The sequence below is a fragment of the uncultured Caulobacter sp. genome, from assembly GCF_937900395.1.
Lineage (GTDB): Bacteria > Pseudomonadota > Alphaproteobacteria > Caulobacterales > Caulobacteraceae > Caulobacter.
This window is the reverse complement of sequence record NZ_CALCDX010000041.1, coordinates 1-23,369: the sequence shown is the minus strand read 5'-3', so window position 1 is coordinate 23,369 and position 23,369 is coordinate 1. Positions and strand designations below refer to the sequence as shown.

Genomic DNA, 23,369 nt, shown 5'->3' with positions numbered 1-23,369 from the left:
GTGTTCCGATGGACGACGCTTCCTCCCTCTATGACGCCGCCCGCTTCAAGCGCGCCGGTCGCGGCAAGGTCTACGACTCGATCATCGACACGATCGGCGATACGCCGCTGGTGCGCCTGCCGCGCCTGTCGGCCGAGCTGAAGCCCAAGGCCGAGGTCCTGGCCAAGCTGGAGTTCTTCAACCCGATCTCATCGGTCAAGGACCGGATCGGCGTGTCGATGATCGAGTCGCTGGAGGCTCAAGGCATCCTGAAGCCGGGCGCGACGATCGTCGAACCCACCAGCGGCAACACCGGCATCGCCCTGGCCTTCGTGGCGGCGGCCAAGGGCTACAAGCTCACGCTAGTCATGCCGGAAAGCATGTCGATCGAACGTCGCAAGATGCTACTGCTGCTGGGCGCCAAGCTGGAGTTGACCCCCGCCGAAAAGGGCATGCGCGGCGCGGTCGCGCGTGCTCAGGAACTGATCGAAGCCACGCCGGGCGCGGTCATGCCCCAGCAGTTCGAGAACAGCGCCAATCCGCTGATCCACCGGGTCTCGACGGCCGAGGAAATCTGGAACGATACCGCCGGCGCCGTGGACGCGGTGGTCTCGGGCGTCGGCACCGGCGGCACGATCACCGGCGTCGGCCAAGTGCTGAAGGCCCGCAAGCCGTCGCTGAAGATGGTCGCGGTCGAGCCCGAGGCCTCGCCCGTTCTGTCGGGCGGCGCGCCGGGCCCCCACAAGATCCAGGGCATCGGCGCGGGCTTCGTGCCGGGCGTGCTGGATCGCGGGGTGATCGACGACATCGTCCAGGTCAGCAATGACGACGCCTTCGCCATGGCGCGCCGCGCGGCGGCCGTCGAAGGCCTGCCGGTCGGCATCAGCTCCGGCGCGGCGCTGGTCGCGGCTTTCGATCTCGCCCTGCGTGACGAGTACAAGGGCAAGACGATCGTCACGATCATTCCCAGCTTCGCCGAACGCTATCTGTCGACGGCACTATTCGACGGGCTCTAGGGGGCGGCGGGCGCTTGACCGACGTCTACGACAAGGAAAAGCGCTCGGCCGTCATGGCGCGGGTCAGGAGCAAGGACACCTCGCCCGAGAAGGCGGTGCGCCGCATCCTCACCGGCTTGGGCGCGCGCTACCGCCTGCACCGCAAGGACCTCCCCGGCAATCCCGACATCGTCATGCCGGGAAGGAAGCTGGCCATCTTCGTCCACGGCTGCTTCTGGCACGGTCATGACTGCGCCCGAGGCTCCAGGGTGCCAAAGGCCAACCGCGACTATTGGCTCGGTAAGGTCGCCCGCAACAAGGCGCGCGACGAGAAGGCTCAGGAAGCATTGCGCGCCGATGGCTGGGCCGTTGAGACGGTGTGGGAATGCGAGCTGAAGGACGAGCCGATCCTGACGGCGAGGTTGGCGCGGCGACTGGAGCGACCGGCCGCGCGCTAAGCGGTGGTCCGCGCATGGACGTCAGGCTTGCCCGTGGATGACGCCCGCGCCAGGGCCGCGTAGAGCTCGAAAGGATCGATCGGCTTGGAGACGTGGTCGTTCATCCCCGCGGCGGCGAAGGAGTCCCAGTCCTTCGGTGCGGCGGAGGCGGTGACGGCGATCACGGGAATGTCCCGGTTAGGCCCGCTGCTGGCGCGCAGAACCTGCGTCGCGGCTCGACCGTCCATCCCGGGCATGTAGACGTCCATCAGCACCACGTCGAAGGCTTCGGTTTGCAGGAGTTCCAGGGCCTGGTCCGCCGACTCCGCGAGGGTGGCGCGGACGCCGAACGGCTGCAGGACCAGTTCCAGCGCTCTGCGATTGACGAGGTGATCGTCCACGACCAGCACCCGCAGGTCGACAATGGGCGGAGTCGCGGGCGCGTTTGCCGGCGCTTCGGCGGTTTCCAGCTTGGCGCTGAAGGTGAAGCGCGCGCCTTGGCCGGACGGGCTGCTGGCCAAAAGATCGCCCCCCATCAGGCGCGCCAGTTCCCGACTGATCACCAGACCCAGGCCCGACCCGCCGTGGTGGCGGGCGATGGCGTCGCTCAGCTGTTCGAACGGCGTGAAGAGACGCGAAAGCGCGGCTTCCGGGATCCCGGGGCCGGTGTCGGCGACATCGATCGACAGTCGGACCGTAGACTGCTCGATGTCGGAGCGCAGAACGACCGTGATCTCGCCGCGCGTCGTGAACTTCAGGGCGTTGGACAGCAGGTTGTTGAGCACCTGCCGAAGCCGCATGGCGTCGCCCACGACCCAGCGGGGCAGGGCCGAAGCGCCCTTGACCCGCAGGCGTAGGCCTTTACGCATGGCTTCGGGGCGCCAGAGCCTGACGGTGTCGGCGATCGTCTGGCGCAGATTGAACGGCGCCCCCTCCACCGACATTCGTCCGGCCTCCAGCCGGGAGAAGTCCAGCAGGTCGTTCAACAGGCCGCGCATCATTCCGCCGGCGTCAGCGATCAGCTGGGCTTGAACCTTCGACTTGGCGTCCGGGACATCGCTGCGCAGCCGATCGGCGCCCGCCATGATCGCGCTGATCGGCGTACGGAGTTCGTGGCTGATCATCGCGACGAAGGCCGACTTGGCGGCGACGGCCTCTTCGGCTTCGTGACGCCTGCGCTCGGCCTCGTCCTTGGCCTTCGCCGCGGCCCTGAGCGCGGTGTGCAGCGTGTGCGCCGCGATCGTCACCGTGGCGATCAGCAGCAAGGCTCCGAACCACAGGGCATTGGCCAGGGGCGATCCCGGATTGGCGGCCCGCGCGACGAACGGCACGATCAGCAGATAGAGCACATAGGGCGTGGCGGCGGAGATGATCGCGGTCCGCCGGCTTCCGTTGATCACCACCACATTCAGCAGCGCCCCGGCCAACAACATGGCGCCCAGCGTAGGGGCGAACCGCGCCTCGGAGCCAAACAGCGGCAGTGAGAGATACCCAAAGACCGTCGAGGTCAGCAGGGGAAGGGCGGTCACGGTGAGGCGTCGCCACACGGCCTGGACCTGGTCCGAGCGATGACGAACCCATAGGGCTCCGCCGAGTTCGACGAACTGCAAGGCCGCATAGGTCGCCGCCCAAACCCAGACCCAGCGCAGGTGGATGAAGACGTCCAGGATCAGGGCGATGGAGAAGGCCGCGACCAGGCGCAGGACCATATTCGCGCGCCGCGAAGCGAGCGCGTGGGCGGCCTGCCGTCTTTCCCCTACCGCGCTCATCAGCGCCATTCCCATGGAGGCCCGACCGGGGACCTCGACAAGAGATTAGGCTCGAAGGCCTAAGAGGTTGTGAAAAGAAACATGGTTGATCAATGACTTGGCCCAAAGTGGCCGTTTCCGCGCATCGAGCGCGTAGCGGTCAGGCGCCAATCGCCGACGGGCGTGGGCCGAACACGCGGTCAAGCTCGGCTTGATCGACGCCATCCAGCTCCAGCCGCTTGACCCTCGCGGTGTCGCCTGACGCGAGCCTTATGCCCGAGCGTGGAATCTTCAAGCGCTTGGCGAGAAAGGCGATCAAGGCCGCGTTGGCGGCGCCGTCCACGGGCGGACTGGCGACGCGCACCTTCAGATAGGGTCGGCCGTCCGCGTCGAGCGCCCAGCCGTCTGCGGCGTCGCGGCCGCCGCGCGGCGTCAGCCGTACCGCCAGGATCTCAGCCAAAGGGGCCGATCAGGGCCGCTTCAAGCGCTGGCAGGATGAAGATCTGAACGCCGCGCAGAAGCAGCAGCACGATGATCGGGCTGATATCGACGCCGCCGATGGCCGGGATGAAGCGGCGGAACGGCCTCAGGATCGGGTCCGTGATCCGATCCAGAACGGTGGCGACGTTGTAGACGAACTGATTGCGGCGATTGATCACCTCGAACGCGAACAGCCAGCTCAGGATCGCCGAGATCACGATGGCCCACCACAGCAGGTCAACCAGCGCGTTGATGATGAAGAAGACGAGATGGATGATCGGGGCCATGGGTTTTCCGTCGATACGCCTGAGCTTCTTGCCCCGCCAGAACGATGCTGACAAGGCGGCGTGATAACCCCGCTTGACGAGACGGCTCAGGGGCCGTATCTCCGCCGCTCCTTGGGGCCGTAGCTCAGATGGTAGAGCGCCTCGTTCGCAATGAGGAGGTCAGGGGTTCGATTCCCCTCGGCTCCACCAAGGACTTCCCCGAAAGCGTGACAAATCGCTCGAGCCGCCTGGCTCGAAACTGCGGAAGCGTGAGCGTGGGCATGTAAGATGCGCCAACTGCGACCACGCGCCACAGTCTTGCTTAACAGGATCGCCGGCATCGAAGCCTAGCATTCGGGCACGCCCAAAGATTGGCGTCCGGGGGTCGAATGCGTCAGCGCCGCTATCTTGCGCTCCAGGTCGGAGCGATCGTTACCGCCGCCTTTGTCGCGGCTGCGCCTGCTCTCGCGGGCGAAGCGCTCGGCGAGGCCATCGTTCTGAGCGGCGGCTATACGGTCGATGTCGCGGGCGTCGTCAGTGGCGGTTTGGCCCGGCGCGGCCGGGTGCTGGACGACCTGCAGCTGGGCGCTGACATCGATCTGGAGAAGGCCGCGGGCTGGAAAGGCGCCAGGGCGCACGTCCTGTTGCTGAACAACAGCGGCGCCATGCCCAACGACGACGCCGGCACTTTGCAGGGCGTCGACAACATCGAGGTGACGCGTCAGAGGGCGCGCCTGTTCGAGGCCTGGGTCGAGCAGAGCTTTAGTGACAAGGGTTCCGTCCTGATCGGTCTCTATGACCTCAACAGCGAATTCTACGCCAATGACAGCGCCGGGCTGCTGCTGGCGCCGGCTTTCGGCATCGGGTCCGAGCTGGCGGCCACGGGACCGAACGGACCGTCCATCTTCCCCTCGACGGCTCTCTCCGCGCGTGTTCGCTGGACGCCGAACGAACACGTCTATGTCCAAGCGGCGGCGATCAACGCTCACTCGGGCGTGCTCGGCGACCCAGGCGGCGTCTGCACCGAGTTCGAGCACGGTCTGCTGACGATCGCCGAGGCGGGCTGGCAGGGGCGCGGCAAGGTGGCCTTCGGGGCTTGGCGCTACACCAAGAAGCAGCCGGACATCCGGGAGATCACCGTCGCTGGCTATCCAGCCGCCAAGGCGGCGCAGGGCGCCTATCTGCTGCTGGAGCGCCAGCTGACAGGCGCAGACGACGACGCGGTGCGCAAGACAACCGCCTTCGCGCGCCTCGGCCTCTCCGACGGCGACACCACGGCTTTCCGAGGTGGTTGGCAGGCTGGCCTGCTGGTCGAGCGCGTCTTCGAAAGCCGACCGGACAGCGCCTTCTCGGTGGGCGTGAACCAAGCCTTCCTGACGGGGAAGTTCCGCGCCAACGCGCTGGATGAAGGGCAGAGTTTGACGCGCGCGGAGAGCGCGATCGAGGTGACCTACGCCGACAAGGTCGGTCCGGTCACGATCCAGCCGGATCTTCAGTACATTCGCAATCCCGGCGCTGACGGGGCTGTCGGCCACGCCCTGGTCGCCACTCTGCGGTTTGGGGTGGCGTTCTGACGCCACCCCGTCCGGAGTCTTAAGCCAGCGCGGCTTCGGCGACGGCCTCGGCGGTGATGCCGAACTTCTGATAGAGCACCTCGAACGGCGCGGAGGCGCCGAAGCTCTTCATGCCGACGAACTTGCCGGTCTCGCCGATGAAGCGCTCCCAGCCCATGCGCACGCCGGCCTCGACGGCGACGCGGACCGGGGCCTTGCCGATGACGGCGGCCTGGTAGGCGGCGTCCTGCTTGTCGAAGAGCTCCCAGCAGGGGGTCGAGACGACGCGGGTCGGCTTGCCCTTGGCCTGCAGGATGTCGCGCGCGGCCACGGCCACGCCGACCTCGGTGCCCGAAGCGAAGATCGTCACCTGCGCCTCGCCGCCTTCCGCCGCCAGCAGCTCATAGGCGCCCTTGGCCGACAGGTCGCCGCCCTGGCTGCGCACATGCGGCGTCTTCTGGCGCGACAGGGTCATCACCGACGGCGTGCGCTGCTGCTGCAGGGCGACCTTCCAGCACTCGGCGGCCTCGACCGCGTCGGCCGGACGGAAGACCAGCAGGTTCGGGATGGCGCGCAGCGAGGCGACATGCTCGACCGGCTGGTGGGTCGGACCGTCTTCGCCCAGGCCGATGGAGTCGTGAGTCATCACGTGGATGACGCGGGTCTCCATCAGGGCGCCCAGGCGGATCGCGGCGCGGCTGTAGTCGGCGAAGGCCAGGAAGGTGCCCGAGTACGGGATCACGCCGCCATGCAGCGACATGCCGTTCATGGCTGCGGCCATGCCGAACTCACGCACGCCGTAGTGGACGTAGCGGCCCTTGTAGTCGGGCGTGTCGAACGCGCCCATGCCCTTGACCAGGGTGTTGTTTGAGCCGGTCAGGTCGGCCGAGCCGCCGATCATCTCGGGGATGACCGGGACGAGGTGATCGAGGGCCGAGCCGGAGTGGACGCGGGTGGCGTTGACCGGCTTGGTCTCCAGAGCCTTGGCGATGTGAGCGTCCAGGGCTTCGAAGGCGTTGGCCGGCAGTTCCCCCGCCATCGCGCGCTTGAACTCGCTGGCCTGGATCGAGGCGGCCAGCTTGCCTTCCCAGGCCTTGCGGACCTTGGCGCCGCGACGGCCGACGCTCTTCCAGGCCTTGGCGATGTCATCCGGCACGGTGAACGGCGCGGCGTCCCAGCCCATCGCCTCGCGAGCGGCTTTGATCTGGTCGTCGAACAGGGTGTAGCCGTGGCTGTGAGGGTCGCCTTCCTTCGGACCCGAGCCCTTCGAGATCAGCGTCTTGCACGCGATCATGGTCGGGCGGTCCTGCTTGGTCGCCCAGCGCAGGGCGGCGGCGATCTTGCCGTGGTCGTGGCCGTCGACGACCTTCACCGCCCAGCCGGCGGCCTTGAAACGGGCGACCTGGTCGCCGGTCTCGGAGATCGTCGCCTCGCCGTCGATCGTGGTGTTGTTGTCGTCGAACAGCACTGTCAGCTTCTTCAGGCGCAGGCGGCCGGCGATGCTGATCGCCTCGTGGCTGACGCCTTCCATCAGGCAGCCGTCGCCGGCGATGACCCAGGTGCGGTGGTCGACGATGTCATGGCCAAAGCGAGCGGCCAGATGGGCTTCCGCCATGGCCATGCCGACGGCGGTGGCCAGGCCCTGGCCCAGCGGACCGGTCGTGGTCTCGACGCCGGGCGTGTGGTGGACTTCCGGGTGGCCGGGGGTCAGCGAACCCCACTGACGGAAGTTTTCGATCTCCTTCATCGTCACGGCCTTGAAGCCGGTCAGATGAAGCAGCGAATACAGCAGCATCGAGCCGTGGCCGGCCGACAGGACGAAGCGGTCGCGGTCGGCCCAGTTGGGCTGGGACGCGTCGAACTTCAGGAACTTGCTCCAAAGCACCGTCGCCACGTCGGCCATGCCCATCGGCATGCCTTGGTGTCCGGACTTGGCCTTGTGCACGGCGTCCATGGAAAGGACGCGGATCGCGTCGGCCATCTTGATGGGCGAAACGGGCATGGAAGTTCCGTCTTGTCTTTGTTTTGCAGGGCTGCGCGATCGGCGCAGTCGCATGGGAACCCGGAGGGGTCAACCCGCGACACGGCCTTTATCCGGGAGCTGACCGCCCGCCGTGGACGCTATGCAACAGGCTCCGCAGGCGTTATAGCTGGAGCGCGCCTTATGCTCACTTTCAGCATAAGGCGGCCGTCAGATGGGAAAGGCCGGTCGCTTGGGTAGTCCGTCGTTCTTCTCGCCCTACCGCCACGGCTTTGTTCGGGTGGCGACCGCCGTCCCGAAGGTGAAGCTGGCCGATCCCGCCGCGAACGCCCAGAGTATTCTGGCCCTGGCGCGCGAGGCGCACGACGCCGGCGTCGCGGTCATCGTGTTCCCCGAGCTGGGCATGACGGGCTACACGATCGACGACCTTCTGCAGCAGGAGGTCCTGCTGGACGCAGTCGAGGCGGCGATCGCGACCCTGGCTGACGAGACGCGCAAGCTGTCGCCGATGATCGTTGTTGGCGCGCCCGTACGGGATGCTGGGCGCCTCTACAACACGGGCGTCGCCATCCAAGGCGGCAAGGTGCTGGGCGTCGTCCCCAAGAGCTTCCTGCCCAACTACCGGGAGTTCTACGAGCGCCGCTGGTTCACGCCCGGCGCCGGGGTCGCCGGCAAGACGTTAAGCTTGGCCGGCCAGTCTGTTCCGTTCGGAACGGACGTCGTGTTCCGCGCCGCCGGTCCGACGCCATTCACAGTCGGCGTCGAGATCTGCGAGGACGTCTGGACGCCCAATCCGCCAAGCACCGCCCAGGCCCTGGCGGGCGCCGAAATCCTGCTGAACCTGTCGGCCAGCAACATCACGATCGGCAAGTCCGAAACCCGCCGCCTGCTCTGCGCCAGCCAGTCTGAACGCGCGATCGCGGCCTATGTCTATTCCGCCGCCGGGGCGGGCGAGAGCTCCACGGACCTGGCGTGGGACGGCCATGTCGACATTCACGAGATGGGTCATCTGCTGGCCGAGACCGCCCGGTTCTCGACCGGCCCGGCCTGGACCTTCGCCGACGTCGATGTCGAGCGCATCCGGCAGGAACGCATGCGGGTCGGCAGCTTCGGCGACTCCATGGCCCTGGCCCCGCCCAAGGTTCCGTTCCGCGTGATCCCGTTCGACTTCCGGCCGCCGGCCCGGAACCTCGCCCTGGCGCGAGGGATCGAGCGCTTCCCGTTCACGCCGTCCGACCCCGCCAAGCTGCGCGAGAACTGCTACGAGGCCTACAACATTCAGGTCCAAGGCCTGGCGCGCCGAGTCGAGGCGACAGGTTCCAAGAGTCTGGTGATCGGAATTTCGGGCGGCCTGGATTCGACCCACGCCCTGATCGTCGCCGCCAAGGCCATGGACCAGCTGGGCCGACCGCGCTCGGACATTCGCGGCTATACTCTGCCAGGCTTCGCCACCTCGGACCGCACCAAGTCCAACGCCTGGGCGCTGATGAGGGCGATGGGGGTCACGGCCGAGGAGATCGACATCCGTCCGGCCGCCAAGCAGATGCTGGCCGATCTCGGCCACCCCTTCGCCAAGGGCGAGCCCGTCTATGACGTGACGTTCGAGAACGTCCAGGCGGGCCTTCGCACGGACTACCTGTTCCGCTTGGCCAACCACTTCAAGGGCATGGTGGTCGGCACGGGCGACCTGTCGGAGCTGGCGCTGGGCTGGTGCACCTACGGCGTCGGTGACCAGATGAGCCACTACAACCCCAATTGCGGGGTTCCTAAGACGCTGATCCAGCACCTGATCCGCTTCGTCGCCCACTCCGGCGACGTGGACGTGAGCACGACGGCGCTGCTGGAAGACATTCTCGCCACCGAGATCTCGCCAGAGCTGGTTCCGGGCGAGGAGGTGCAGGCGACCGAGAGCTTCGTCGGCCCCTACGCCCTGCAGGACTTCAATCTCTACTACATGACCCGCTACGGCATGGCGCCGTCCAAGATCGCCTTCCTGGCCTGGAGCGCCTGGCATGACGCGGACAGGGGCGGCTGGCCGGCGGGCCTGCCCGAGACCGCCCGTCGGGCCTACGACCTACCGGAGATCAAGCGCTGGCTGGAGCTGTTCCTGAAGCGCTTCTTCGCCAACCAGTTCAAGCGTTCGGCCGTGCCGAACGGGCCGAAGATATCGTCCGGCGGCGCCCTGTCTCCGCGCGGGGATTGGCGGATGCCGTCGGACGCCACGGCCGACGCCTGGCTGGCCGAATTGCACGCTGGCGTTCCAGACTGACGAAAACTCTTCGTTACTGGCGGCTTTCCCTTTAAGCACCCTTCGCAATAACGCCCTATCAGAGGCGAAAGACTGAAGAGTGTGGGGATTAAGTCTTGGCTGCGATCTATCCAGTGATCTTGTGCGGCGGTTCGGGCACGCGTCTGTGGCCCGCCTCGCGAAGCGACCAACCCAAACAGTTCCTGAAACTGGTCGGCCACCGCTCCTCGTTCCAGGAGACGGTCCTTCGGGTGAAGGACATTCCGGGCGTGGCCGAGGTGGTGGTGGTCACCGGCGAGGCGATGGTCGGCTTCGTCGCCGAACAGACCGCCGAGATCGGCGCCTGGACCACGATCCTGGTTGAGCCAGAAGCACGCGACTCCGCGCCCGCGGTGGCCGCCGCCGCCGCCTATGTCGAGCGTCAGGACCCGGACGGCGTGGTGCTGATGCTGGCGGCCGATCACCACATTTCCGAGCCGGAGATCTTTGAACAAGCGGCGCTGGCGGCGGCGCGGGCGGCCGAAGAGGGGCTGATCGTCACGTTTGGCGTCCAGCCCACCGTTCCGGCCACCGGCTTTGGCTATATCCGTCCTGGAGAGGCGCTGCTGGACGGCTCGGTTCGGGAGGTCGCCGCCTTCGTCGAAAAGCCGGACCAGGCCACGGCCGAGCGTTACCTGCTTGAGGGCTACCTCTGGAATAGCGGCAACTTCGCCTTCAAGGCCGCGACCCTGCTGGGCGAGTTCGAGGCGTTCGAGCCGTCGGTGGCCGCCGCCGCCAAGGCCTGCGTCGCGGATCTGGAGCTCGAGGCGGGCGTGGGCCGGCTTGATCGCGAGGCCTTCGCCCAGGCCAAGAAGATCTCGTTGGACTACGCGGTCATGGAGCGGACCCAGAAGGCCGCAGTGGTCCCGGCCGCCTTCGCCTGGTCCGACCTCGGCGCCTGGGACGCCATCTGGGAGGCCTCGACCCGCGATGGCGAGGGCAACGCTCGGGCCGGCGACGTCGACCTCCACGGCGCGACGGGCGTGCTGGTGCGCTCAACGGGCCCGTATGTCGGCGTGATCGGCGTCAGCGACATCGTCGTGGTGGTCGAGCCGGACGCGGTGCTGGTCTGTCATCGCAAGGACAGCCAGGCGGTCAAGACGCTCGTCGATGGTCTCAAGGCCAAGGGCCGTTCGATCGCCTCGCGCCGCAGCGCCTCGCCCAGTGGGACCGAAACCCTTGTCTCGACCGACGGCTTCGACGTCGAACTGCGACGCGCCTCGGCGGGCGAAGATTTCGTCCTGCCGGCCTCGACGATCCAGGTGCTTGAGGGCGTTCTCGAGATGGACGGCGACGTCTACGCCGCCGGCGCGGTGGTCCCGCTAGCGGACGAGGTCCGCGCCCGCGCCATCGGGGCGGCGACCCTGCTGGTCACTCGCCCGCGATAGGTCTCGCTTACGCCTGCGCGCCGACCGTCCGGTCGAGCTCCAGGATCGCCAGGGCGATATGGTAGAAGGAGCTGGCCGGCGCCGGCTCCTCCACGAAGGTCTCGTCGGGCTGATACTTGTCGCGCCACAGGCCTGGGACTGGCGTCCGCAGATAGGTCAGCAGACCCTCCGCGCCGGCGGCGGCCATGTCCCAGTACTTGGCGTCTCCGGTGATCTCGGCCGCCAGCACGGCGGCCTTGATCCGCTCGGTCTGCGGCCACAGGCGAGCGCCGTTGTCGTGGATCGAGAAATCGTCGAGCAGGGCGTTGATCGCCACGCCGCGCGCCAGATCGACGCCCTTGGCTTCGGCGTCGTCGATCATGCGCAGAGCGGCCCTGGTTGCGTCGGAGCGACCCGCCAGCTTGCCCCAGCGCAGCAGCAGCCAGCCCCACTCGAACTGGTGCCCCGGCTCGCAGATGCGCCCCTCGACGCCCGGCGCGGCGTTCCAGTCCAGGTCGAAGAATTCGCGCAGCTGACCGCTCTTGGCGTCGATGAACTTGGCGAGCGCCAGTTCGGCGATCTCGTCCGCCAGGGCGCGCCAGGCCGGATCGTCGTCAATCGCGGTCCAGGCCAGCATCGCCTCGAACAGGTGCATGTGCGGGTTGGACTGCAGCGGCGCGGTCGGCGGATTGGACTGGTGGAAACCCGCGACCGGATGTTTGCGCTCGGCGATCAGCTTTTCGCGCACCTCGACGGCGATCGCCTTGGCCTCGGCCGCGCGCGCCGGCAGCGCCTTGGCGACGGCCGCCAGGGCGAACATGGCGAAGGCTTGGTCGTAAAGCTCCGCCGTCTCGTCCAGGCTCTCTCCGTTGGGGCCGATCAGGGTCCGGAACAGACCGTCGGGGCGACGGTACGCCGCGAGATAGAAGGACAGTCCGTGCTCGACGGCTTCGCGCCAGGGGCCGGCCCAGCCGAGATCACCGGCGATGGCGAACGAGAAGATCTGGCGCGGCAGGACCCGTCCCCGGCGCGGGCCGTCGACCGGCGCGCCTTCGAGGTCCAGCTTCTCGAAAAAGCCGCCCTTCTCGTGGTCCGCCCCGACCGTCCACCAAAGTGGATAGGCCGCCTCGGTCGCCCAGGTCTTGAGGCGGTCGCGCAGGCGGGCGGCGTCGGCGAAGGCGTTCGTCATCGAGGAATTCCCTGAGATATAGGCCCTTCTAGAGCGCAATCCGTGTCGAGGCCAAGACAGTGGTCTGGCGAATTCGTTTCGCGCGCGGTACTGCTCAAGGCATGACCGGCGCCTCTGATCTTCCGCCCCTGAAGGCCGTGTTTCTGGACCGCGATGGCGTCCTGAACATCGATCACGGCTATGTCTTCGACCCAGCGCGGCTCGACTGGATCGAGGGCGCTCGGGAGGCCGTGGCGGCGATCAGCAAGGCGGGGTTGAAGGTCCTGGTCGTCACGAACCAGTCGGGCATCGGCCGCGGCTATTTCGACGAGGCGGCCATGGACCGCTTCCACGACGCCATGCAGGACCAACTGGCCGAGCTGGGCGGGCAGATCAACGCCTTCTACTATTCCCCCTTCCACGAAGCGGCGATCGTGGAGGCCTATCGCGTGGCCGACCACCCCGACCGCAAGCCCAATCCCGGCATGATCTTGCGGGGCTTGGCCGACTGGAACCTGAGGCCGGAAGAGGCCGTGATCATCGGCGACCGTCACATCGACGTGGAGGCGGGAAACCGCGCCGGCATGCCCGGCTATCTGTTCAAGGGCGGCAATCTGCGGGCCTTCGTCGCCCAGGTGCTCGGCGATCGCGTTCCAGAACTGAAATGAAGATCCTGCAGTTCGGCAGGACTGGGCAGGTCGCCACCGCTGTCCAGGCGGCCGCCCGTGGACGCGTCGAGGTGATCGCGCTGTCCCGCGCCGAATGCGACCTCGAGAACGCCATCCAGATCCGGCAGGCGATCCAGGAGGTCGACTGCGATCTCGTCCTCAATACGGCCGCCTTCACCCAGGTCGATCCCGCGGAGGCGCGCCCAGACGAAGCGATCACCGTCAACGCGACCGCGCCGGGCGTAATGGCGGAAGCCTGTGCGGCGCGGGGCCTGCCGTTCGTCCACCTCTCGACCGACGCGGTGTTCGATGGCGTGACAGATCGCCCCTATGTCGAGACCGACGAAGCGCGTCCCCTCAACGTCTATGGTCGCTCTAAACTGGCCGGCGAACAGGCTGTGCTGGCCCATCCCCGCACCGTGGTTCTGCGCGTCTCCTGGGTCTTTTCCCGCTACGGCCGCAACTATGTCAGCTTCATGCTGCGGCTGGCGCGGGAGCGAGATGTGCTGAGGGTCGTGGCCGATCAGTTCGGCACGCCCACGGACGGCGAGGCCCTGGCGGCCTTTCTGGTCGCGACCGCGCCGCGTTGGGCCCGCGCGGCGGCGGATGACCCGGCGTTCGGCCTCTTTCACTTCGCCAACGCGGGCGAGACCAGCCGCTTCGACTTCGCCAAGGCGGCGATCGACCGCGATCCGCAGGCGCGCGCCCGGATCGAGCCCACGACCCAGGCGGCTTTCGCAGAGCCCGCGCCCCGGCCGCCGCGGTCGCCGCTCGACACCGCCAAGCTGCGCGCCGTGTTCGGCTTCGAGCCAGAGCCCTGGCGCATGGCCGTCGAACGCACGGCGGATCGGCTGATCGCGTCCGGTCTGGCCGTCTAGCGGCTGGCGTCCCGCCCGCGCGCGCGATAAACCCGAGGCGAGTTCTCCAAGAAAATCCAGCGCGAGCGACCATGCAGATCTTCCTCGACAGCACCGACACCAAGGTCATCGCCGACCTGGCCTCCACCGGCCTGATCGACGGCGTGACCACCAACCCGACCCTGATCGCCAAGTCGGGCCGCCCGATGCTGGAGGTGATCGCCGAGATCTGCGACATCGTTCCGGGTCCGATCAGCGCCGAGGTCGCCGCCACCACCGCCGAGGCCATGATCGCCGAAGGCAAGAAGCTGGCGGCGATCGCGCCGAACGTCGTCGTGAAGATCCCCCTGACGCGCGATGGCCTGATCGCCTGCGCCGCCTTCGCCGACGAAGAGATCAAGACCAACGTCACCCTGTGCTTCTCGCCGACCCAGGCGCTGCTGGCCGCCAAGGCCGGGGCGACCTTCGTCTCGCCATTCATCGGCCGCCTGGACGACTACGGCTTCGACGGCATGGATCTGATCCGCGACATCCGCGCGATCTACGACAACTACGGCTACGAGACCGAAATCCTGGCCGCCTCGGTGCGCAACGCCACCCACGTCAAGGAAGCCGCCATCGTCGGCGCCGATGTCGTGACGATCCCGCCGGCGGTGTTCACGGATCTTTACAAGCACCCGCTGACCGACAAGGGCCTGGAGCAGTTCCTCAAGGACTGGGCCTCGACCGGTCAGTCCATCCTGTAAGGCGTTGTGTCGTTTCCGGGCGGGCGTTTCGCTCGCCCGGGAGGCGATCAAGTGATCACAGTTTATTTCGCAATGGCGAAGCTGGTTCGCAGAAGCGAGTTCGCGCGTTAAAAGTGGTCCGCTCACAGAGGGCCACGCTCATGGTTCCCCAGATCGCCGAGACCGAAGTCCGCCTGACCGGACCTGAAGAGGCCGATCGATTCTCGCGCTTCCTGCACGATTTCCTGTCCGACAACGGCTTTCCGTTCGTGATCATTCACGACGCGCCCGAGCGTCTGGGGCAGCTTCGCCGTGTGGTGTTCGAGGAGGCGGGGCTCAGCCTGAAGTTCGCGCGGGAGTGGACCCACTGCCAGGGCGCGGCGTAGCCGACCTTGCGGGCGAGCACGCCATTCAGTAGGCGCAGGAATGTCCGGTCTTGATCGACAGGCCCCAGCTTTCGCACGCGTGGCTCATCGAACCTAGGCTTCGGGCTTGGACGCTGTCCGCGTCGCCCGCCTGCGACGGGTCTTGATCAAGCCCAGCAGGTGGTGCTCGCCCTCGCCGGGCATGGCGGGAGAGGGGTCTGCGGCTTTAGAAGGGCGCGGCGCCGGCAGGTCGGCGCGCTCGGGGTTTTCGGCCAGCAGGTGGGCCGAAAGCATCAGATCCGTCTTCACAGGCCCGAAGTCCGCCGCGGAAGTCCAGACCCTGATCGCCGCCTGGGCGAAGGCTTCCGACAGATCGGTCACCTCGATCATCGGGGCGGGGTCCTTGCGGATGCGCGGATCATTCTCGGCGCGTTCGCGCAGGCGCTTGAGCACGAGGACGAGGTCGGTCTTCAGCGGCACTTTGAACAGCACGTCGGCTCGGCGATGGCGATGGGTCGAGTAGTTCAGGATCACATCCCCGAACACCTTGCTGTTGGGGATCATCACCTTAACGTTGTCCGGGGTGGCGATCTCTGTGAACAGCAGGTCCAGCGACTTGACCGTGCCTTGGCGCGTCGCGGTCTCGATCACGTCGCCGACGCGATACGGCCGGAACAGCAGGATCATCACCCCCGCCGCCACGTTCGACAGCGCGCCTTGCAGCGCCAGGCCGATCGCCAGGGAGGCCGCGCCCAGAACCGCCAGGATAGAGGTGGCCTGCACGCCCAATTGCTGAAGCACGGCCACGAGGCCGACCGCGATCACCGCATAGCGCGCCAGCGAGGCGCTGAAGCTCTCCAGCGTGGGGTCCGGCGCGTTCCGGTGCACCCGGCTGAGCGTGCGCCGCATGAACCGCGCCGCCCAACCCGCGACCCAGAAGGTCACCGCCAGGATCAGGCCGGCGACCACGAGATTGACCGCCAGCTTGCCGAGCCAATCTAGGAAGTGTCCGAACATGGTCTCGTCCGCCTTGACGTTCATCAGCGACGGCAACGGCGTGTTGGCCGGGATCGGGCTTGGCTTGGTCTGCATGAAGGTCTCGATAGGCGGCCCCGCGTCGCCAGGTCAACGGCAGGTAGGGGCTATGGTTCCGCTTCGGAGCAGCCGGTCAAGCCAGCGGAAACAGTCGGTTACATCAATTGGCTCGAATTCGCCGTGAACGAAGACTAAGAGCGCCGCCCATGAGCATGCCCTTCATCGACCTCGGCGCGCAGCAACGCCGGATCCGCGACAAGATCGACGCCGCCATCGCCCAGGTGCTGGACAGCGGCGCCTATGTCATGGGGCCGCAGGTGCGGGCGTTCGAGGCCAAGCTCGCGGAATTCGGCCAAGCCAAGCTGGCCCTGTCCAGCGCCAACGGCACCGACGCGATCGCCCTGCCGCTGATGGCCTGGGACGTTGGTCCGGGCGACGCGGTGTTCTGTCCGTCCTTCACCTTCGCCGCGACGCCGGAAGTCGTGCCGTGGGTCGGCGCCACGCCGGTGTTCGTCGACGTCCTACCCGACACCTACAACCTCGACCCCGCCAAGCTGGACGCCGCCATCGCGGGCGTGAAGGCCGAGGGCAAGCTGACGCCGAAGGTTGTCATCGCCGTCGACCTTTTCGGCCAGCCGGCGGACTATCCGGCGATCAAGGCGATCTGCGACCGCGAAGGCCTGAAGCTGATCGCCGACAGCGCCCAGGGTTTCGGCTGCACGCTGGGGGGCAAGCATCCGCTGCACTGGGCGGATGTGGCGACCACCAGCTTCTTCCCGGCCAAGCCGCTGGGCTGCTACGGCGACGGCGGCGCGGTGCTGACCAATGACGCCACCCTCTGGGACCTGATGGACAGCTACCGCGTCCACGGCAAGGCCGTCGGCCCGGATCTCGCCGGCAAGACCTTCGACCACGACCCGAAGTACCTGAACACCCGCATCGGCATGAACTCGCGCCTGGATACGATCCAGGCCGCGATCCTGATCGAGAAGCTGGCGATCTTCGCCGAGGAGATCGCGCTGCGGCAGGTCGTGGCCGACCGCTACGCGGAAGGTCTCAAGGGCGCGGTGATATCGACGCCGACGGTGATCGAAGGCGGCGTCTCGGTCTGGGCCCAGTATGTGATCGAGCACCATGACCGCGATGGTCTGGCCGCGCACCTGAAGGCGCAAGGGATCCCGACCGCCGTCTACTATCCGGTGCCGATGCATGTGCAGGCGCCCTACGCCGCCTTCCCGCGCGGCGCGGGCGGCCTACCGGTGACCGAGGCCAAGGCCGAGACCGTGCTGGCCCTGCCGATGCACCCCTATCTGGGCGAAGCCGACCAGCGGAAGATCATCGACGCGATCCGGTCGTTCGGGGCCTAAGCGGCCTTCAGCGCGCTACGGCGGCGGGCCAGGTTGACCAACTGAAGGACGGTGGCCGCCGCCGTCAGGCTGACGCCCAGGGCGCAGACACCGGTCCAGCCGGCGCTTTTCCACGCGAAAGCCGCCGCCGCCGATCCGGCCGCGCCGCCCAGGAACATGCCGCCCATGAAGACGGTGTTGATCCGCGAGCGGGCTTCGGGCCGCAGGGCGTAGACGACGTGCTGGTTGGAGACGAGCGCGCTCTGCACCGCGAAGTCCAGCAGGATCACGCCGATGATCAGGCCCGGGATGGCGGTCCAGAGGCCGAAGACCAGCCAAGAAACCAGCGCCAAGGCGGCGCCCAGGGCGATGATCGGCCGCGGACCGTGCTTGTCCGCGATGCGGCCCGCCAAGGGCGCGGCCAGAATGCCCACGGCGCCGATCACGCCGAACAGGCCCGCCACGTCAGCGCCAAGGTGGAAGCGCGGCTCTTGCAGATGCAGGGCCAGGGTCGTCCAGAAAGCGGTGAAGGTCGCGAACAGCAGGGCTTGGGTTGCGACGGCGAGGCGCAGGGCGCCGAACTCGACCCAAAGCCGGCCCAGCGAGGCCAGCAAGGCGCCATACGAAAGGCCAGTTTGCGGATGGCTGCGCGGCAGCTTCAGCGCCATCCAGCTTCCGGCGGCCAGGGCCATGGGCGCGCCCAGCCAGAACATCGCCCGCCAGCCGGCGTGCTCGGCGACGAAACCGGCGAGCGTCCGGCTCAGCAGGATGCCGCACAGCAGGCCGGCCATGACCGTTCCGACCGTTGCGCCGCGTCGCTCCGGCGAGGACAGGTGGGCGGCGAACGGTACGATCTGCTGTGCCACGGTCGAGGCCGCGCCGACCAGCAGCGAGGTCAGGATCATCAGCCCCGCCGTCGGCGCGATGGCCGCCGCGACGAGCGCCGCCGCCAGGGCCAGGAACTGCAGCACGATCAGCCGGCGTCGCTCGACCAGATCGCCCAGCGGCACCAGCAGAAACAGGCCGGCGGCGTAACCCAGCTGCGTCGCGGTCGGGACCATGGCGGTCAAGCCACTGGGCACGTCGCGCAGCATGAGGCCCAGCATCGGCTGGTTGTAGTAGATGTTGGCGACGCCGATGCCCGTGGCCGCGGCCATGGCGAGAGTCAATCCGCGGCTCAGTCCGCCGGCTTCCGAGGCTTGGGTCATGCGAGACTCCGCGCGAACGCCTCGCGGCCGATCAGCCGCGACGTCGAGGCGACGCTTGCGGGCTATATAGGCGCCCGGGCTCCAACGCCTAGTCGAGCATGGCTTCCAGCGTGGCGAGCTCATCGGCTTCGCGCGCGGGCTTGTCCCAGCGGATGCGGTTGATGCGCGGGAAGCGCATGGCGACGCCCGATTTGTGACGGGTCGAGCGCTGCAGGCCCTCGAAAGCCACCTCGAACACCAGCCCAAACTCCAGGTCGGCGCGCACCGAGCGCACCGGGCCGAAGCGTTCGATCGTATGGTCGCGCACGAACTTGTCGATCTGCTTCAGCTCCTCGTCGGTGAAGCCGAAATAGGCCTTGCCTACGGGGGTGAGGGCGCGTCGACCCTCGTCGTCCTCGCGCCAGACGCCGAACGTGTAGTCGGAATAGAAGCTGGACCGCTTCCCGTGGCCGCGCTGGGCGTACATCAGCACCGCGTCGATCAGGTGCGGATCGCGTTTCCACTTGAACCAGGGGCCTTTAGGGCGACCCGGTTCGTAGACGCTGTCGCGTCGCTTGAGCATCAGTCCTTCGGAGAGGCGCGCGTCGCCTTCGGGCGGATCGAGGCGCAAGGCGGCCAGCTCTTCCCAGGTCGAGAAGGGCTGGAGGGGCGACAGGTCGATGCGGGTGGTCTTCAGGCGACCGACGAAGGTTTCCAGCCGGGCGCGCCGCTCGATGAAGGGGAGGGCGCGAAGATCCGCCTCGCCGTCCAGCATCAGGTCGTAGGCGCGGATGCCGGCCGGGAAGTTCGCCAACTGCTTGCCGTCCACGGTCTTGCGGTTCAGGCGCTGCTGCAGATCGCCGAACGGGGCTAGCGCGCCATTGCGCAGGACCAGCAACTCGCCGTCGATCACGCCTTCGAAGTCCAGGGCGTCGATCACGTCGGGAAAGCTGGCCGATATGTCGTCGCCCGTGCGGGTGTAGAGCTTGCGCTGGCCCCGTTCGCTGACGGCCTGGACGCGGATGCCGTCCCATTTCCATTCGGCGACGTAGTCGGCGGGATCGAGCTTGGCGAAGTCGACGGCCTCGTCGATCGGCTGGGCCAGCATGACCGGCCGGAAACGCCCCGGCGCATCGGGCGAGGGACGCTCCGAGCGCCCTTCCAACCAGGCGAAGAGGTCGCCGTAAGGCGGGCTCATCGCGTGCCAGACCTCTTCGATGTCGCCGATCTCGACGCCCCCGAAGTTGGCGCAGGCTTGTTTGGCGAGGCGTGAGGAGACGCCGACCCGCAGGCCCCCCGTCATCAGTTTCAGCAGCGCCCAGCGGCCGTCAGGATCCAGGGCGTCGAGCCAGCCTTCGATCAGCCGCTGGACCTCGGCGCGTGAGGCCGAGTGCAGGGCGTCGATGACCTCTGAGAGCTCCGGCGCGCGGTTCGCGCCAGGCTTGGCCGGCCAGACCAGGGCGACGGTCTCGGCCAGGTCGCCGACATAGTCGTAGGACCAGCCGAACAGCTGGGCGTCCATCCGCGCCTCGACCGCCTTGCGAATGAAGGTGGGCTTGGCGGCGTTGAATGACAGCGCGCCGGTCAGCGCCGCCAGGGCGTAGCCGCGATCGGGGTCAGGCGTCTGCCGCAAGTGGTCCTCGATCAGGGTTAGCTTGGCGTTGCGCGAACTGGTCAGGGACAGCCGGTCGAGCAGGTGGGCGAAGGCGCGCATGGACATGGAATGTCGGACGGCTCCGTTCGTTCAGCCCACCGCATAACGCGGCTTCAGAACCCTGTGCGCAAGGCCCTGGCCACGCCCTGAAACGAAAACCGCCGCGAAAGCAGTGAGGCTCTCGCGGCGGCTCTAGTCTTCAAGTCGTACGGATCAGGCGCGTTCGTGAACGGCCTCTTCCGCCGCCAGCGGCTGGGGCAGGCGGCTGACCATCTCCTTCGGGCAGACCTGCCAGAACTGGTCGCGGACGCGGTCCCAGTCGCGCAGCAGGGTGGCCGCGAACACCGAGTCCGTTTCGCGGGCGTGCTCGGCGATCAGCGAGCGCAGGACGCCTTCCCAATAGGGCGAGGCCAGCCGCTGCACGAGGATGCTGTCCGGGTTGATGTTGGCCTGGAAGCGATCGTGCTGGTCGAGCACGAAGGCCATGCCGCCGGTCATGCCGGCCCCGAAGTTGTTCCCCGTCGGGCCCAGGATCACCACCTGGCCGCCGGTCATGTACTCGCAGCCGTTGGCGCCGCAGCCCTCGACCACCGTCACGGCGCCCGAGTTGCGGACGGCGAAGCGCTCGCCGGCCTGACCCGCCGCGAACAGCCGGCCCGAGGTAGCGCCGAACAGCACGGTGTTGCCGATCAGGGCGTTGGTCTCCGGCGCCGCCAGGCCTCGCGCCGGCTTGATCACGATCGTCGCGCCCGACAGGCCCTTGCCGACATAGTCGTTGGCCTCGCCCGTCAACTCGATCCGTAGGCCCTGGACGGCGAAGGCGCCCAGGCTCTGGCCCGCCGAGCCCTTGAGCTGGACCGTCAGGTGGCCCGAGGGCAGGCCTTTCATGCCGAACTTGCGGACGATGTGGCTGGACGTGCGCGTGCCGATGGTGCGGGCGGTGCTGCGGACCGTGTAGGTCAGCTGCATCTTCTCGCCGCGCTCCAGCAGCGGGGCGGCGTCGCGGACGATCTGGGCGTCCAGCGTGTCCGGCACCGCGTTGCGGCCCTCGACCGTGCAGTAGGGCTTGTTCGCGCCCGGATCGGCGCGGACCAGCAGCGGGTTCAGGTCGAGGTCGTCGAGGTGCTCGCCGCCGCGGCTAACCTGGGCGAGCAGGTCGGTGCGGCCGACGATCTCTTGCAGGCTCTTGAAGCCCAGGCCGGCCAGGATCTCGCGCACCTCTTCAGCGATGAACGTGAAGAGGTTGATGACCTTGTCGGGCGTGCCGGTGAACTTGGCGCGCAGGGCCTCGTCCTGGGTGCAGACCCCGACCGGGCAGGTGTTGGAGTGGCACTGGCGCACCATGATGCAGCCCATGGCCACCAGCGAGGCGGTCCCGATGCCGAACTCCTCGGCGCCCAGCATGGCGGCGATGACGATGTCGCGGCCCGTGCGCATGCCGCCGTCGGTCCGCAGGACCACGGAGTGGCGCAGGTTGTTCAGGGTCAGCACCTGGTTGGCTTCCGACAGGCCCATCTCCCACGGACCGCCGGCGTACTTGACCGAGGTCTGGGGCGAGGCGCCGGTGCCGCCGACGCCGCCGGCGACCAGGATCACGTCGGCCTTGGCCTTGGCGACGCCGGCCGCAATCGCGCCGATGCCGGTGGCGGCCACCAGCTTCACCGTGACCCGGGCGATCGGGTTGATCTGCTTCAGGTCATAGATGAGCTGGGCCAGGTCCTCGATCGAATAGATGTCGTGGTGCGGCGGCGGGCTGATCAGCATCACTCCGGGGGTGGAGTGACGCAGGCGGGCGATCATTTCCGTGACCTTGAAGCCGGGCAGCTGGCCGCCCTCGCCGGGCTTGGCGCCCTGGGCGACCTTGATCTCAAGCTCGACGCACTGGTTCAGGTATTCGGCGGTGACGCCAAAGCGCCCCGAGGCCACCTGCTTGATGGCGCTGTTGGGGTTGTCGCCGTTGGGCAGCGGCTTGTAGCGCGCGCTGTCCTCGCCGCCTTCGCCCGAGACCGAGCGGGCGCCGATGCGGTTCATGGCGATGTTCAGGGCGCCGTGGGCCTCGGGGGACAGGGCCCCCAGGCTCATGCCGGGCGTCACGAAGCGCTTGCGGATCTCGTTGACGCTCTCGACGTCGTCGGTCGAGATCGGGTTGCGGTCCGAGCGCCAGTCCAGCAGATCGCGCAGCTGGATCGGCTTCTGCGTACGCAGGCCATTGGACCAGCGGCGATAGAGCTCGTAGTCCCCCGTGTCGCAGGCCGTCTGCAGGGTGTGCATCAGGCGGGCTTCGAACGCGTGGGCTTCGCCCGAACGGCGGGCCTTGTAGAGGCCGCCGACCGGCAGGGTGACGGCGGGCGTCCCCCAGGCCTTGCGGTGCAGCTCGACCGCCTTGCTCTCGATGCCGGCCAGGCCGATGCCCGAGATGCGCGAGGGCATGCCGGGGAAGAACTCGGCGGCCAGGGCGCGCGATAGGCCGACGGCCTCGAAGTTGTAGCCGCCGCGGTACGAGGAGATGACGCTGATGCCCATCTTGGAGATGATCTTCAGCAGACCGGCCTCGATGGCCGTCTTGAAGTTGATGCAGACGTCGCGCAGCGTCTTGTCGCTGACCAAGCCCCGCTCCAGGCGGTCCTGGAAGCTCTCCTGGGCGAGATAGGCGTTGACCGCCGTCGCGCCGACGCCGACCAGCACCGCGAAATAGTGCGTGTCCAGGCATTCGGCCGAGCGGACGATGATCGAGACGTACGACCGCAGGCCCTTGGCGACCAGGTGGGCGTGGACGCCGCCGGTGGCCAGGATCATGGGCAGGGCCACGCGCTCGGCGTCGCTGGCCTCGTCGGTCAGGACGATGGCGCCGCAGCCGCGCAGCACGGCGTCTTCGGCCTCGGCGCGGATGCGGTCGAGGTTGGCGCGCAGAGCGTCGCCGGCGCGGGCCTCCTCGGCCGGCAGCGGCATGGTGCAGTCGATGACCGCGACGTTCTTCTCGCCCAGCAGCGTGTGGACGCGCTCGTACATGCCGGTGGTCAGCACCGGGCTTTCCAGCACGTAGACGTCCGCCTGGGCCGCGTCCTGGGCCAGGATGTTGCCGAGGTTCTTGAAGCGGGTCTTCAGGCTCATCACGCCGGTCTCCCGCAGGGGGTCGATCGGCGGGTTGGTCACCTGGCTGAAGTTCTGGCGGAAGTAGTGGCTGAGCGGGCGGTACTTCTCCGACAGCACCGCCAGCGGCGTGTCGTCGCCCATCGAGCCGACGGCTTCCTTGCCCTCCTCGACCATCGGG

Annotated in this window: 19 protein-coding genes and 1 tRNA gene; 11 read left to right on the top strand and 9 right to left on the bottom strand. The window is 67.8% G+C overall.

Going from position 1 to position 23,369, the window contains the following annotated elements; translation table 11 throughout:
* The first annotated feature begins 8 nt into the window (after positions 1-8).
* Together cysK and vsr are read left to right on the top strand one after the other, a co-directional pair.
* Positions 9-995: a cysteine synthase A gene (cysK, locus tag Q0379_RS03275; RefSeq protein WP_299004216.1), complete on the top strand. Its 987-nt coding sequence runs from the start codon at positions 9-11 to the stop codon at positions 993-995.
* A 14-nt stretch (positions 996-1,009) separates the two neighbouring features.
* Positions 1,010-1,432, top strand: coding sequence for a DNA mismatch endonuclease Vsr (gene vsr / locus Q0379_RS03270; RefSeq protein WP_299004214.1), 423 nt, complete (start codon positions 1,010-1,012; stop codon positions 1,430-1,432).
* Here the strand turns inward: vsr and Q0379_RS03265 are convergent.
* The 3 genes from Q0379_RS03265 to Q0379_RS03255 all read right to left on the bottom strand — a co-directional run bounded on the left by Q0379_RS03265 (position 1,429) and on the right by Q0379_RS03255 (position 3,926).
* A complete protein-coding gene (locus tag Q0379_RS03265) occupies positions 1,429-3,120 on the bottom strand; it encodes an ATP-binding protein (RefSeq protein WP_299004212.1) in 1,692 nt (563 codons plus the stop codon). The genes vsr and Q0379_RS03265 overlap by 4 nt on opposite strands.
* Before the next feature lie 199 nt (positions 3,121-3,319).
* Positions 3,320-3,619 (bottom strand): DUF167 domain-containing protein, encoded by a 300-nt coding sequence (locus tag Q0379_RS03260; RefSeq protein ID WP_299004210.1) that lies wholly within the window; start codon positions 3,617-3,619, stop codon positions 3,320-3,322.
* On the bottom strand, positions 3,612-3,926 hold the full coding sequence (locus tag Q0379_RS03255; RefSeq protein WP_299004208.1) for a YggT family protein: 315 nt from the start codon (positions 3,924-3,926) through the stop codon (positions 3,612-3,614). The genes Q0379_RS03260 and Q0379_RS03255 overlap by 8 nt, the downstream gene beginning before the upstream one ends.
* A 113-nt stretch (positions 3,927-4,039) precedes the next feature.
* Between Q0379_RS03255 and Q0379_RS03250 the strand changes: the two genes are divergently transcribed.
* Positions 4,040-4,115: transfer RNA gene (locus Q0379_RS03250), tRNA-Ala, on the top strand.
* Positions 4,116-4,294: 179 nt separating this feature from the next.
* On the top strand, positions 4,295-5,479 hold the full coding sequence (locus Q0379_RS03245; RefSeq protein WP_299004206.1) for a carbohydrate porin: 1,185 nt from the start codon (positions 4,295-4,297) through the stop codon (positions 5,477-5,479).
* A gap of 19 nt (positions 5,480-5,498) precedes the next feature.
* Here Q0379_RS03245 and tkt read toward each other — a convergent pair whose 3' ends face one another.
* Positions 5,499-7,460, bottom strand: a complete 1,962-nt coding sequence (gene tkt, locus Q0379_RS03240; RefSeq protein WP_299004204.1) for a transketolase — start codon at positions 7,458-7,460, stop codon at positions 5,499-5,501.
* Between the two features lie 211 nt (positions 7,461-7,671).
* Here tkt and Q0379_RS03235 point away from each other — a divergent pair, with 211 nt between their 5' ends.
* Both Q0379_RS03235 and Q0379_RS03230 read left to right on the top strand, forming a co-directional pair.
* Positions 7,672-9,708 (top strand): NAD(+) synthase, encoded by a 2,037-nt coding sequence (locus Q0379_RS03235; protein ID WP_299004202.1) that lies wholly within the window; start codon positions 7,672-7,674, stop codon positions 9,706-9,708.
* A 95-nt stretch (positions 9,709-9,803) separates the two neighbouring features.
* A complete protein-coding gene (locus Q0379_RS03230; protein WP_299004199.1) occupies positions 9,804-11,114 on the top strand; it encodes a mannose-1-phosphate guanylyltransferase/mannose-6-phosphate isomerase in 1,311 nt (436 codons plus the stop codon).
* 7 nt (positions 11,115-11,121) lie between these two features.
* On the opposite strand, the gene Q0379_RS03225 is transcribed toward Q0379_RS03230, so the two are convergent.
* Positions 11,122-12,282 carry an AGE family epimerase/isomerase gene (locus Q0379_RS03225; protein WP_299004197.1) on the bottom strand — a complete coding sequence of 387 codons (1,161 nt, stop codon included), beginning with the start codon at positions 12,280-12,282 and terminating at the stop codon, positions 11,122-11,124.
* A gap of 101 nt (positions 12,283-12,383) precedes the next feature.
* Between Q0379_RS03225 and Q0379_RS03220 the strand changes: the two genes are divergently transcribed.
* The 4 genes from Q0379_RS03220 (at position 12,384) to Q0379_RS03205 (ending at position 14,897) form a co-directional block, all read left to right on the top strand.
* The gene (locus tag Q0379_RS03220; protein WP_299004195.1) at positions 12,384-12,929 is read left to right on the top strand and encodes an HAD family hydrolase; all 546 of its coding nucleotides are present in this window, start codon (positions 12,384-12,386) and stop codon (positions 12,927-12,929) included.
* Positions 12,926-13,807 (top strand): dTDP-4-dehydrorhamnose reductase, encoded by an 882-nt coding sequence (gene rfbD, locus Q0379_RS03215; RefSeq protein ID WP_299004193.1) that lies wholly within the window; start codon positions 12,926-12,928, stop codon positions 13,805-13,807. The genes Q0379_RS03220 and rfbD overlap by 4 nt, the downstream gene beginning before the upstream one ends.
* 71 nt (positions 13,808-13,878) lie before the next feature.
* Positions 13,879-14,532, top strand: a complete 654-nt coding sequence (fsa, locus tag Q0379_RS03210; protein ID WP_066687972.1) for a fructose-6-phosphate aldolase — start codon at positions 13,879-13,881, stop codon at positions 14,530-14,532.
* 140 nt (positions 14,533-14,672) lie between these two features.
* Positions 14,673-14,897, top strand: coding sequence for a hypothetical protein (locus Q0379_RS03205; protein ID WP_299004187.1), 225 nt, complete (start codon positions 14,673-14,675; stop codon positions 14,895-14,897).
* Positions 14,898-14,990: 93 nt separating this feature from the next.
* Here Q0379_RS03205 and Q0379_RS03200 read toward each other — a convergent pair whose 3' ends face one another.
* Positions 14,991-15,968, bottom strand: a complete 978-nt coding sequence (locus Q0379_RS03200; RefSeq protein WP_299004185.1) for a mechanosensitive ion channel family protein — start codon at positions 15,966-15,968, stop codon at positions 14,991-14,993.
* A 149-nt stretch (positions 15,969-16,117) separates the two neighbouring features.
* On the opposite strand from Q0379_RS03200, the gene Q0379_RS03195 reads away from it, so the two are divergent.
* Entirely contained in the window at positions 16,118-17,278 is a 1,161-nt protein-coding gene (locus Q0379_RS03195; RefSeq protein ID WP_299004183.1) for a DegT/DnrJ/EryC1/StrS aminotransferase family protein, read from the top strand.
* Here Q0379_RS03195 and Q0379_RS03190 read toward each other — a convergent pair.
* From Q0379_RS03190 to gltB, 3 genes are all read right to left on the bottom strand, one after another.
* Positions 17,275-18,465 (bottom strand): MFS transporter, encoded by a 1,191-nt coding sequence (locus Q0379_RS03190; protein ID WP_299004181.1) that lies wholly within the window; start codon positions 18,463-18,465, stop codon positions 17,275-17,277. The two genes, Q0379_RS03195 and Q0379_RS03190, sit on opposite strands and share 4 nt — an antisense overlap.
* A gap of 88 nt (positions 18,466-18,553) precedes the next feature.
* The gene (locus tag Q0379_RS03185) at positions 18,554-20,164 is read right to left on the bottom strand and encodes a cisplatin damage response ATP-dependent DNA ligase (protein ID WP_299004179.1); all 1,611 of its coding nucleotides are present in this window, start codon (positions 20,162-20,164) and stop codon (positions 18,554-18,556) included.
* A 147-nt stretch (positions 20,165-20,311) separates the two neighbouring features.
* Positions 20,312-23,369 (bottom strand): glutamate synthase large subunit (gene gltB / locus Q0379_RS03180; RefSeq protein ID WP_299004177.1); only part of this gene is annotated, 3,058 nt, incomplete at its 5' end.

What these genes read in the sequence shown, in the direction of transcription:
- cysK (WP_299004216.1), top strand. Translation starts at nt 9, where the DNA reads ATGGACGACGCTTCCTCCCTCTATGACGCCGCCCGCTTCAAGCGCGCC.
- Q0379_RS03265 (WP_299004212.1), bottom strand. Translation starts at nt 3,120, where the DNA reads ATGGTCCTGCGCCTGGTCGCGGCCTTCTCCATCGCCCTGATCCTGGAC.
- Q0379_RS03255 (WP_299004208.1), bottom strand. Translation starts at nt 3,926, where the DNA reads ATGGCCCCGATCATCCATCTCGTCTTCTTCATCATCAACGCGCTGGTT.
- Q0379_RS03245 (WP_299004206.1), top strand. Translation starts at nt 4,295, where the DNA reads ATGCGTCAGCGCCGCTATCTTGCGCTCCAGGTCGGAGCGATCGTTACC.
- tkt (WP_299004204.1), bottom strand. Translation starts at nt 7,460, where the DNA reads ATGCCCGTTTCGCCCATCAAGATGGCCGACGCGATCCGCGTCCTTTCC.
- Q0379_RS03225 (WP_299004197.1), bottom strand. Translation starts at nt 12,282, where the DNA reads ATGACGAACGCCTTCGCCGACGCCGCCCGCCTGCGCGACCGCCTCAAG.
- Q0379_RS03220 (WP_299004195.1), top strand. Translation starts at nt 12,384, where the DNA reads ATGACCGGCGCCTCTGATCTTCCGCCCCTGAAGGCCGTGTTTCTGGAC.
- rfbD (WP_299004193.1), top strand. Translation starts at nt 12,926, where the DNA reads ATGAAGATCCTGCAGTTCGGCAGGACTGGGCAGGTCGCCACCGCTGTC.
- fsa (WP_066687972.1), top strand. Translation starts at nt 13,879, where the DNA reads ATGCAGATCTTCCTCGACAGCACCGACACCAAGGTCATCGCCGACCTG.
- Q0379_RS03205 (WP_299004187.1), top strand. Translation starts at nt 14,673, where the DNA reads ATGGTTCCCCAGATCGCCGAGACCGAAGTCCGCCTGACCGGACCTGAA.
- Q0379_RS03200 (WP_299004185.1), bottom strand. Translation starts at nt 15,968, where the DNA reads ATGCAGACCAAGCCAAGCCCGATCCCGGCCAACACGCCGTTGCCGTCG.
- Q0379_RS03195 (WP_299004183.1), top strand. Translation starts at nt 16,118, where the DNA reads ATGAGCATGCCCTTCATCGACCTCGGCGCGCAGCAACGCCGGATCCGC.
- Q0379_RS03190 (WP_299004181.1), bottom strand. Translation starts at nt 18,465, where the DNA reads ATGACCCAAGCCTCGGAAGCCGGCGGACTGAGCCGCGGATTGACTCTC.
- Q0379_RS03185 (WP_299004179.1), bottom strand. Translation starts at nt 20,164, where the DNA reads ATGTCCATGCGCGCCTTCGCCCACCTGCTCGACCGGCTGTCCCTGACC.